The organism is Exiguobacterium sp. A1_3_1, from assembly GCF_048985645.1.
GTDB lineage: Bacteria > Bacillota > Bacilli > Exiguobacteriales > Exiguobacteriaceae > Exiguobacterium_A > Exiguobacterium_A indicum.
Map to the genome: position 1 here is coordinate 1 of NZ_WBYY01000132.1, position 9272 is coordinate 9272.

13 protein-coding genes are annotated in these 9272 nt (G+C 48.8%); 12 read left to right on the forward strand and 1 reads right to left on the reverse strand.

Annotation, left to right across the window (positions count from 1 at the left end):
• Positions 1 to 106: SDR family NAD(P)-dependent oxidoreductase (locus F8N00_RS13190; protein WP_421018362.1), on the reverse strand; the 106-nt coding region annotated here is incomplete at its 3' end.
• Between the two features lie 85 nt (positions 107 to 191).
• Between F8N00_RS13190 and F8N00_RS13195 the strand changes: the two genes are divergently transcribed.
• The 12 genes from F8N00_RS13195 to F8N00_RS13250 all read left to right on the forward strand — a co-directional run.
• Entirely contained in the window at positions 192 to 635 is a 444-nt protein-coding gene (locus tag F8N00_RS13195) for a hypothetical protein (protein WP_421018354.1), read from the forward strand.
• Between the two features lie 284 nt (positions 636 to 919).
• A complete protein-coding gene (gene amaP, locus F8N00_RS13200; protein WP_421018355.1) occupies positions 920 to 1462 on the forward strand; it encodes an alkaline shock response membrane anchor protein AmaP in 543 nt (180 codons plus the stop codon).
• Between the two features lie 15 nt (positions 1463 to 1477).
• Positions 1478 to 1684 (forward strand): DUF2273 domain-containing protein, encoded by a 207-nt coding sequence (locus F8N00_RS13205; RefSeq protein ID WP_035397250.1) that lies wholly within the window; start codon positions 1478 to 1480, stop codon positions 1682 to 1684.
• Between the two features lie 42 nt (positions 1685 to 1726).
• Positions 1727 to 2164, forward strand: coding sequence for an Asp23/Gls24 family envelope stress response protein (locus F8N00_RS13210; protein ID WP_023468370.1), 438 nt, complete (start codon positions 1727 to 1729; stop codon positions 2162 to 2164).
• A 125-nt stretch (positions 2165 to 2289) separates the two neighbouring features.
• Positions 2290 to 3048: an SDR family oxidoreductase gene (locus tag F8N00_RS13215; RefSeq protein ID WP_421018363.1), complete on the forward strand. Its 759-nt coding sequence runs from the start codon at positions 2290 to 2292 to the stop codon at positions 3046 to 3048.
• A gap of 116 nt (positions 3049 to 3164) precedes the next feature.
• A complete protein-coding gene (locus F8N00_RS13220; RefSeq protein ID WP_251133484.1) occupies positions 3165 to 4079 on the forward strand; it encodes a methyl-accepting chemotaxis protein in 915 nt (304 codons plus the stop codon).
• Between the two features lie 160 nt (positions 4080 to 4239).
• Positions 4240 to 5757, forward strand: coding sequence for a nickel ABC transporter substrate-binding protein (gene nikA / locus F8N00_RS13225; RefSeq protein ID WP_421018356.1), 1518 nt, complete (start codon positions 4240 to 4242; stop codon positions 5755 to 5757).
• Entirely contained in the window at positions 5757 to 6692 is a 936-nt protein-coding gene (locus F8N00_RS13230) for an ABC transporter permease (protein WP_421018357.1), read from the forward strand. Before nikA ends, F8N00_RS13230 begins: the two co-directional genes overlap by 1 nt.
• Entirely contained in the window at positions 6689 to 7516 is an 828-nt protein-coding gene (locus F8N00_RS13235) for an ABC transporter permease (RefSeq protein WP_421018358.1), read from the forward strand. The genes F8N00_RS13230 and F8N00_RS13235 overlap by 4 nt, the downstream gene beginning before the upstream one ends.
• Positions 7464 to 8210 (forward strand): ATP-binding cassette domain-containing protein, encoded by a 747-nt coding sequence (locus F8N00_RS13240; RefSeq protein WP_421018359.1) that lies wholly within the window; start codon positions 7464 to 7466, stop codon positions 8208 to 8210. The genes F8N00_RS13235 and F8N00_RS13240 overlap by 53 nt, the downstream gene beginning before the upstream one ends.
• A 35-nt stretch (positions 8211 to 8245) precedes the next feature.
• Positions 8246 to 8926, forward strand: coding sequence for an ABC transporter ATP-binding protein (locus tag F8N00_RS13245; protein ID WP_421018360.1), 681 nt, complete (start codon positions 8246 to 8248; stop codon positions 8924 to 8926).
• On the forward strand, positions 8920 to 9272 hold a 353-nt coding region (locus tag F8N00_RS13250), incomplete at its 3' end, for an MATE family efflux transporter (protein WP_421018361.1). The genes F8N00_RS13245 and F8N00_RS13250, both read left to right, overlap by 7 nt.

Sequence of the window (9272 nt, forward strand, 5' to 3'; positions counted from 1 at the left end):
GTGCAGCAAGAACAAGTTTTGCGCCTTGTTTTGCAAGTTCTTTAGCGGTTGCTTCCCCAATCCCGCTTGATGCTCCTGTAATGATGACGACTTTATCCTGAATCATCTGAACTCCTCCTTCTGAATAACGTACTCCTTGAGAGGTATTGCCGCTTTTATTGATTTGAAAACATTGTGTAGGAGGTTGCCTCGTGAAACAACAGACGTTTATTGGTATAGTGCTGATTAGTTTAGGGTTACTCTTCTCGCTGGATCCTTTCCGCCATCAACCGCCAGCACCTGACGTGACGATTGAAAATCGTGAAGCAAAGGTGTACTTAGGAACGTATACGTGGTCGGGAATTTTTTTAGGGGAGACGGCTGATACAAAGATCGGACCAGTTGAGCAAGTAGAGGATAAACAAGGTGAACGCGTTGCACCGGAAGAACAGATGTCGATTCTTTTTCGAAATGGTCCGCATCCAAAAACTGTTGCCGTTGAGTTATGGTCCGTTGCAAATGGAAAAAAGCTTAAAACGTTTCAGGACGTAGAAAAGATCACTTTGCCAACGACCCGTGGAAAATATGTCTATCAGATTAGAGCAGGGTGGGAAGAAGGAAACGGTTATTTTGCCATTCCAATCGAAGTGAAATGATCATTTTCAAAAAACGTATTGACGAAGTATATGGGAAATGATAAATGGATTAGATTGTTGACCTCTTTTTAGTTGAAAGAGGTCTATTTTCGTTAAATATAGTAAATAACCTATTGGTTTCGTTAAAAATAGTCTGAAAAATCAGAATATATGAACATTTTAACAGAAGTGTATGTAAATGTTTCGGGTTCTAATGAACGGGAATAAAAACACCATACACATAATAGTTCATGTGTTGAATCACCTAGGTGAAAGAAATTAACAATCGTAAAGGAGAGGTGCAGATGAATGGGTTCAATCGATTTTTACTCGTCATCATAGGCATACTCGGACTCGTCAGTGTCGGGCTGCTTGTGCTCGGTGTGTATGATGTTCCACGGCTCAGTTCATTAATCGAGCAGTGGCAGGATCAGCAATGGTATAGCTATACCGTTCTATCCATCGGAGGTTTTTTAGCATTCGTATTCGTCATTCTATTATTCACAGGATTATTCAGCCGCTCGAAAGGTCAACGTCTGTTGATTCAAACGGGTGACGGAACGATCACGATTTCAAAGGAAACGATCGAACGGACGGCTTTGGAGTCGATTCGTGGGATTGGAGGCGTACGGACACCGCGAGTCCATGCCGACATCCACTCGAAAAAAGAGACAGTCGCTTTAAAAGTCGATTGCTCCGTTTTCGGGCAAGATGGTTTACCAACGATTGCGAAGGATATCCAAGAACGTGCTAAACAAGCCGTCGAATCCTTACTCGAGTTGCCGGTAACGAGTACGAAAGTCACGATTAGTGACACGAAAACAAAAACATCGGAACGTGTCGTCTAAGAGAGGAGAGGGAACATGAAGACAAGGGAAGCACTTTATCCGTATCGGTTCCGACTGATCGGAGGACTTGTCGGTCTAATCCTCGCCATCTTGTTTTTGACGATTGGCTTTGGTCCGACGATCCTCATCGTTGCCTTCGCAGCGATTGGATTCTTGATTGGGAAGTGGCGCGATGGTGCGCTTGATATCGAAGGGTGGATTCAGTTCTTTCAACGGGACTGATTCATATATAACTAACTACACATTCAAAAGGAGAGATTTCAAATGGCAAACGAAGTAAACACAACAACTGAAAACGAAGTGGTACGCGAGAATAAATTGACGTTCGAAGATCAAGTTATCAAAAAAATCGCAGGGATCGCATCGAATGAAGTGACAGGCATCTTGTCAATGAGTGGTGGATTCATGAGTGGACTGACGGATCGTCTCCGGAGTTCGGAAGACATCACGAAAGGAATCGGTGCGGAAGTCGGCGAACGCCAAGTCGCACTCGATTTGAAAGTCATCGTCGAATACGGTAAAAACATTCCGTCGATCTTCCAAGAGACGGTCGCAAAAATTAAAAAATCAATCAGCGACATGACAGGACTTGAAGTCGTCGAAGTCAACATGCACGTCGAGGACGTCATGACACGCGCTGAATTTGAAGCAAAAAATAAATCGAACAACGAACAAGAAGAAAAGAGCCGCGAACTGCAATAAGGAAGTCAAAAGATCCGACGAAAATCGTCGGGTCTTTTTTTCATGGAATCGACACGACGTTTGACTAAACTAGAGCCTTTTTCGGGAATAGATTAGTATCACGATAAACGAAAGGATGATTCATGATGCGACTAACAGGTAAAACGATCATCGTCACGGGAGCTGGCTCAGGAATGGGTGAAGCCATGGCCAAATTGTTTGCACAAGAAGGCGCACGGATCGTCGCAGCGGACATTCGGTTGGAAACCGTCGAGCGGGTCGTCTCTGACATCAAGGAAGCGGGCGGAGAAGCGATGGCTGTTGCAAGTGATATCGCCAAACCTAACGCAGCAACAGAACTCGTCCAACAAGCGCTTGAGGCTTACGGCAAACTGGACGTTCTCGTCAACAATGCTGGGATCATGGACGGAATGGAGGGAGTGGAAGACATCTCCGATGAACGCTGGGATCATGTTTTCGCCGTCAATACGACAGGAACGATGCGTCTGATGCGCGAAGCGGTCAAGCATTTCAAGGAAGTAAAAGGTGGTGTCATTCTGAATAACATCTCGATTGGCGGTCTGAACGGTGCCCGAGCAGGAGCAGCCTATACCGCTTCCAAACATGCCGTCATTGGTCTGACGAAGAATACCGCCTTCTTTTACGCCGGAGAGGGGATCCGCTGTAACGGGATCGCACCTGGAGCCGTCGAGACGAACATCGGACAATCGATGACGAACCTGAATGAATTCGGAATGGGACGCGCGATGCTCGGCATGGGACTCAATCCACGTGCCGGTCAGCCAAATGAGATCGCAAAATTGGCACTGTTCCTCGTGTCTGACGAAGCGAGTTTTATTAACGGGGCGATCGTCGTCGCCGATGGTGGATGGAGTGCGTATTAAAAAACACATCTTATTTACTGGATTGTAGTTTAAAATGGCAGGAACTTGTCGATATAAGGGATAATATGACAATAGGAACATTATGACCTTGAGTTTGAATCCGGGGAGGAATCGGCATGTCGATGCAAGAACAGGCAGCACACGTCACTGACACACAAGTCATCCGAGCAATCGAGCAAAATCTGGCAATCATTCGCTTCGACGATCGACGGAAAGTCGCATATGTCAACGAGTTGTTTGCCCGGACGATGGGGTATGAAGTTGAAGAGCTAATCGGTAAATACCACCGTGACCTTTGCTTTCCAGCTTACGTCAATAGTCCAGATTACGAGTTATTTTGGCGCAAATTGATGCAAGGCATCACCTATCAGGACAAGATTGAACGCCGGGCTGCCGATGGGCAACAAAAATGGCTCGAAGCGACGTATATGCCGATCTACTCGGATGACGGTCGCCGGGTCGTCGGTGTCTCAAAAATTGCATCGGACATTACGATTCGTCAACAGGACGTCTTACGGATGGCAGCTGAACTCAACGAGACGTCCGCGTTCTTGACGGTCAAATCGGAGAGTGGTCGTCAGGACGGTCTGAACGTGCTGGCGACCGTTCAACAAGTCGAGGCGGAGTCCGTCGAGAACTTGTCGAGCCTCGTTGCCTTACGAAAGGATGCGAACTCGATCACCGACATCGTCAAGACGATCCGTGATATCGCCGCGCAGACGAATCTGCTCGCCTTGAATGCGGCGATTGAGGCGGCACGTGCTGGTGAACATGGACGCGGGTTCGATGTCGTCGCGACCGAAGTCCGAAACCTGTCGAACAAAGTGTCGCACTCAATCGGAGAAATCAAGAACAACATTGAAGGGATCGTTGAACGGATTGAAGACGTTTCGCACAGCATCGAGCGGATTTCGTCTAAGGTCAAAGACAGTACAGGGCAACTCGAACATACAGTCAGTGAGTTCGATCAATTGGCTGATTCAGCGAAACAACTCGAGCGTCAGGCAAAACAATTCGTCCATGTCTTATGACACACATCGATACCGGATCACACGAGCTGTTCGCTTGTAGTTGATTCGGTATTTTTTTGATGGCGAATTCAATATAGAGAAATAGAAAAGACGCTTGTTAAATCGGAATCATTACGATATGATGTAAAACGTAATTATTCCGAATTAAAGGTGGAGAACAATGTCTACATATAAAACTGCGAGCCTCATCGGTAGTGTCTTCCTCGGTTTGACACTTGCCGGTTGTGCTGCTTCTGATACGCCACAAGAGCAAAACCATTTGACGTTCGTCTATAACTTTGCGACACAATCGCTCGATCCGCATCGCGACAGCAGTTATGTTCCGCTTCGCGCAGGGGTGACGGAGACGCTCGTCCGTCTTGATGAAGAACGATTGACGGTCGAGCCGTGGCTTGCGAAAAAATGGTCCTACGAAGGAAAGCGAACATGGCGGATCGTCTTACAGGAAGACGTGACGTTCCATAACGGGAAACAACTTGATGCGGCAGCCGTCAAATCGTCTCTCGAACGCTCAATCGACGAAAATCCCGGTGTCAAGAATGCCTTGAATATCGAGACGATCAAAACGGACGGACCCGATCTGCTCATTCAAACGAAGACAACATATCCAGAGTTCATCTCGGAACTCGTCAATCCGAACACAGCAATCATCGACACGAAAGCGAGCGGGGTGACGAAGGAACCGACGGGAACCGGTCCGTTCCAAGTCGAGCGGTTCACTCCGGGAACAAAAGTCGAGTTAAAACGTTTCAAGTCCTATTGGCAAGAACAAGCGAAACTTGATTCCGTTGATTTTGTCTTCAACGAAGATGCTGGCGCACGGACGAACGCTTTGCGTGCCGGACAGGCGGACATCGTCTATCGACCGGAAATCGAGAGTGTCAAGCAGTTGAAGTCTGAAGGGTTGACAGTCCAAGCGACGGATACGTTCCGTGTCCATCAGTTGACGATGAATGTCGCGAACGGTCCGATGCAATCGCTTGAAGTCCGACAGGCAATGGATGCTTTGATCAATCGAAAGCAACTCGTCGATCACGTCCTCCAAGGATATGCGGTGCCAGCGCGTGGTCCATTCCTATCGTCATTCCCATTTGCTCCGAACTATCCGCAACAAGAGCAGAAGACGCCTGAGGAATGGCTCAAACAAGCTGGTTATACAAAACAAAACGGACGGATGCAAAAGGACGGTCGTCCTTTAAAGCTGACGTTATTGACGTATGCGGCTCGACCAGACCTGCCGTTGATCGCTCAAGTCATTCAAGATGACGCGAAAAAGATTGGTGTCGCGATCACGATTAAACAGATCGATGTCCCAGAAGAATACATGGCAAGTAACCGGGACTGGGATATCGCGACGTACAGCAATCTGACAGCTCCGCGTGGAGATGCTGGATATTATTTGAACGCGACCTATCATCCGAACGGAGGACTGAACTTCAGTCGTGTCGCGGATCCGAAGTTGACGAAACAGATCGAGACGTTAAATGAAACGATTCAGATCGAGGAACGTTCACGGCTTGCGGAGCAGATCGCGCGATATGTCGACGAGAAACGCTATAATAGCTTCTTGCTCCATCCTTCAACACTCGTCGCCTATGACAGCAAACGCGTCAAAGGATGGAAAACGGAAAAGAGTGAATACTACATGATCACGAACACGTTGCAGGTGACCGATTGATGCATTCGATTGTCAAACGACTGCTATCGCTAAGTCTATTCACTCTACTCATCACGTTCAGTTGTTTTGTCTTGTTACGGTTACTGCCGGGTGATCCGGTCTTGACGTTATTGAATATCGATGAATTATCAGCAACGCCCGAACAAATCGTGGCCGCGCGCCGTGAATTAGGGTACGATCAGCCGTTGCTTGTCCAGTACGTCCGTTGGCTGCAAGACATATTTACCTTACGTCTCGGAAACTCGTTACAGACGGGGCGACCGGTCATCGAGATGTTGTTAGAGAGTTATCTCGTGACGGTGGAGCTGGCACTTGGTGGGATTTTGATCGCCTTACTGATCGCCTTACCCCTAGGAATCGGTAGCGCATTGACGACGCGCCGAAGCGTCGTCCGTCTCGCGCACCTTGTCAGCATGAGCGGAGCGGCCGTGCCTGGTTTTTGGATCGGTCTGTTGCTCGTCGATCTGTTTGCCGTCCGTCTCGGATGGTTACCTGTGATGGGACGGGAAGGGATGACGTCACTCGTCCTCCCGGCTCTATCGCTCGGCTTTCCACTTGCGAGCGTCTATATTCCATTGATTCGACTGAATCTACGCCGTGAACTGAACCAACCGTACATCGAGTTGGCACGGATGCGTGGCATATCCGAGCGGACGATTCTTTGGCGTTATGCGTTACGCGGCAGTTTGCCACCGGTTCTGTCCGTGTTTGGTCTGACGCTCGGAAGTCTTGCCGGGGGTGTCGTCGTCCTCGAAGTTCTGTTCGCATATCCAGGTGTCGGAAAGTTAATGGTCGATGCAATTTTGCAACGCGATTACCCACTGATCCAAGGCTACATCTTGCTGACGACAGGCATCATTCTTGTCTTGCATCAAGGTGTCCGGTCGCTAAACTGGGCGTTACGACCAGATTGGCAGAAAGGAACAACGAGATGAAAAAAAAATGGCTCATTTTCGGAGGATGTCTCCTACTGTTTATTTCATATACCGTATTTATGAATCCATTTGATGCAAATGTAACGAAAAGACTTGAGCCTGCTTCATTCGAACATTGGCTTGGAACAGACGGTTTAGGACGAGATTTCGCAGCTCGTCTTTTTTTAGCTGGTTTGATATCCTTAGGTTTCAGCCTGCTTACGGTGTTGCTCACAGCCTGCATCGGTACCTGTCTTGGTTGTCTAGCCGGTTTTTATGATGGACGACTTAAGCGCTTAATTCATCGATTAGAAGATGGTCTCGTGATTTTCCCGGACACGGTTCTAGCACTCGTCATCGCCGGATTGTTTGGTGCCAGCCCTCAAAGTTTGATCTTTGCGATTTTACTCATCAAATGGATTTCCTACGCGCGATTAAGCGAGACACTCGTGACCGAGACGATGAAAAAGCCATACATCAGCATGGCACGTATCAACGGGTTAACAGACAGGATGATCTTACGACGCCACATCTTACCGCCCATCATCCGGCAAGTCGTCGTCTTGATGAGTTTGGATGTCGGCAAAGTCATCTTATTCTTATCGGCGTTCTCTTATATCGGGCTTGGTGTCCAAGCACCACTGCCAGAGTGGGGAGCGATGTTGAATGAAGGACGTCCCTATTTCAGTTCGGCACCCCGGCTCATGCTTTTGCCAGGTGCGTGCATCGTCTTGACCGTCGTCGCGACGATGGGATGGACGCGGTGGATGAAGAAAAAAGGAGGACACGTAAATGATTCAGATTCGGAGCTTACACGTTCGGGCGAAACACGTCCTTCTGCATGACGTGAATCTATCGCTACCAGCTCACCAATTCATTTGTCTCGTCGGAGCGAGCGGGAGCGGTAAGACGCTCTTGCTGAAACGATTACTGGATCGATTGCCGGACGGGATGTCGTCGAGCGGAGAGGTCATCTCGGACGAACCCCTGCGACGTGGTCTCGATATCGGTTACATACCGCAGCAGTATACCGATGCGTTTCTTCCGTTTTTAACGATGCGTCAGATGTTACGGGATACATATCGCGCGCATGGACGCAAGATCGATCATCCTTACATCGATGACGTTTTGCGAACGCTTGAGTTGGACCCGACCTGGTTGAACCGATATCCAGGAGAGTTGAGCGGTGGGCAATTACAACGGTTTGCGATCCTGTTTGCCGTCGCCTTAAAACCACGGTTGATTTTAGCGGATGAATTAACGACGGCACTCGATCCCATCTTGACACGTCGTTTACTCGACTGGTTGATCGAGTACCAACACCAGTACGGGGCAACGATTGTGTTCGTCACCCACGAATTAGGACCTGCTTTACATTACGGGGAGCAACTCGTCTTAATGCAGGATGGACGAATCGTCGAGACAGGAACACCACAAATGATCGAGCAAAGTCGTCATCCGTTTACGCTTGCCTTGATGCAGGCGCATCGTACGTCACTGGAAGAAAGGAAGAGTTCATGTCATCCGTCTTATCCGTAACAGATCTTACTTATCAGATAAAGGATCAGTCTATCTTGTCGAATATCTCGTTTCACGTAACGAAAAAGGTGTCACTTGGCATCATCGGGGAAAGTGGGAGTGGCAAGACGACACTCGGACGATTGATCCTCGGTCTGCTTAAACCTACTCATGGTTTGATTTCCTTACATGGAAAGGTATTTCCGAGTGGGCAACGAAACGAGCGACGAGCTATTCAAGCCGTCTTTCAACATCCTCTCGCTTCCTTTAATCCAGAATGGACGGTGCGGGAATCGATTCTTGAACCGTTTCGTCAGCATCGTCCGATTTTGCGGCATTTCCCAGCGACGTCAGAAGTGGATCTTATGACTGCCCTCGCGTTTGCTGTCGGGGTCGAGGAACAGTTATTCGATCGATTGCCCCATCAATTGAGCGGGGGACAAATTCAGCGTGCCGCGATCGCCCGCGCAATATCGATTGAACCCGACATCATCGTGATGGATGAGCCGACGACGGGACTTGATGTCGTCTCCCGCACACAGATCATCGAGCTACTAGAACACTTGCAACAGACACTTGGTGTCAGTCTCGTATTGATCTCGCACGATATCGACTTCATCCGGCGTCTCTGTTCGGAAACACTCGTCTTACGTGACGGTCGTGCTGTTGATTTGATTGATCGATTGGAATCAGGTGGTGCGTATACCCAACGATTCGTCGAGGCCGGAACATGGTGAACGCACAACCGACGCACAAAACGTACTGGTTACTCGCGTATCCGCTGATTCTCTCAAGTATTGCGACACCCTTGCTTGGTGTGACCGATACCGTCGTCATCGGTCAATCCGGTGATCCGCGGGCGATCGGCGGCATCGCCGTCGGAGCCGTCTTCTTCAATACGATTTACTGGTTGTTCGGTTTCTTAAAAGTGAGTACGACAGGATTCAGCGCCCAAGCAAGTGGGGCGAATGATGGGCACGCCTTACGGACGTCACTTTACCGACCGCTGTTTCTAGCAGCTTGTATCGGTCTGCTTATCCTGTTGTTTCGACAGCCGCTCGAGCAAATCGGACTGTACTTACT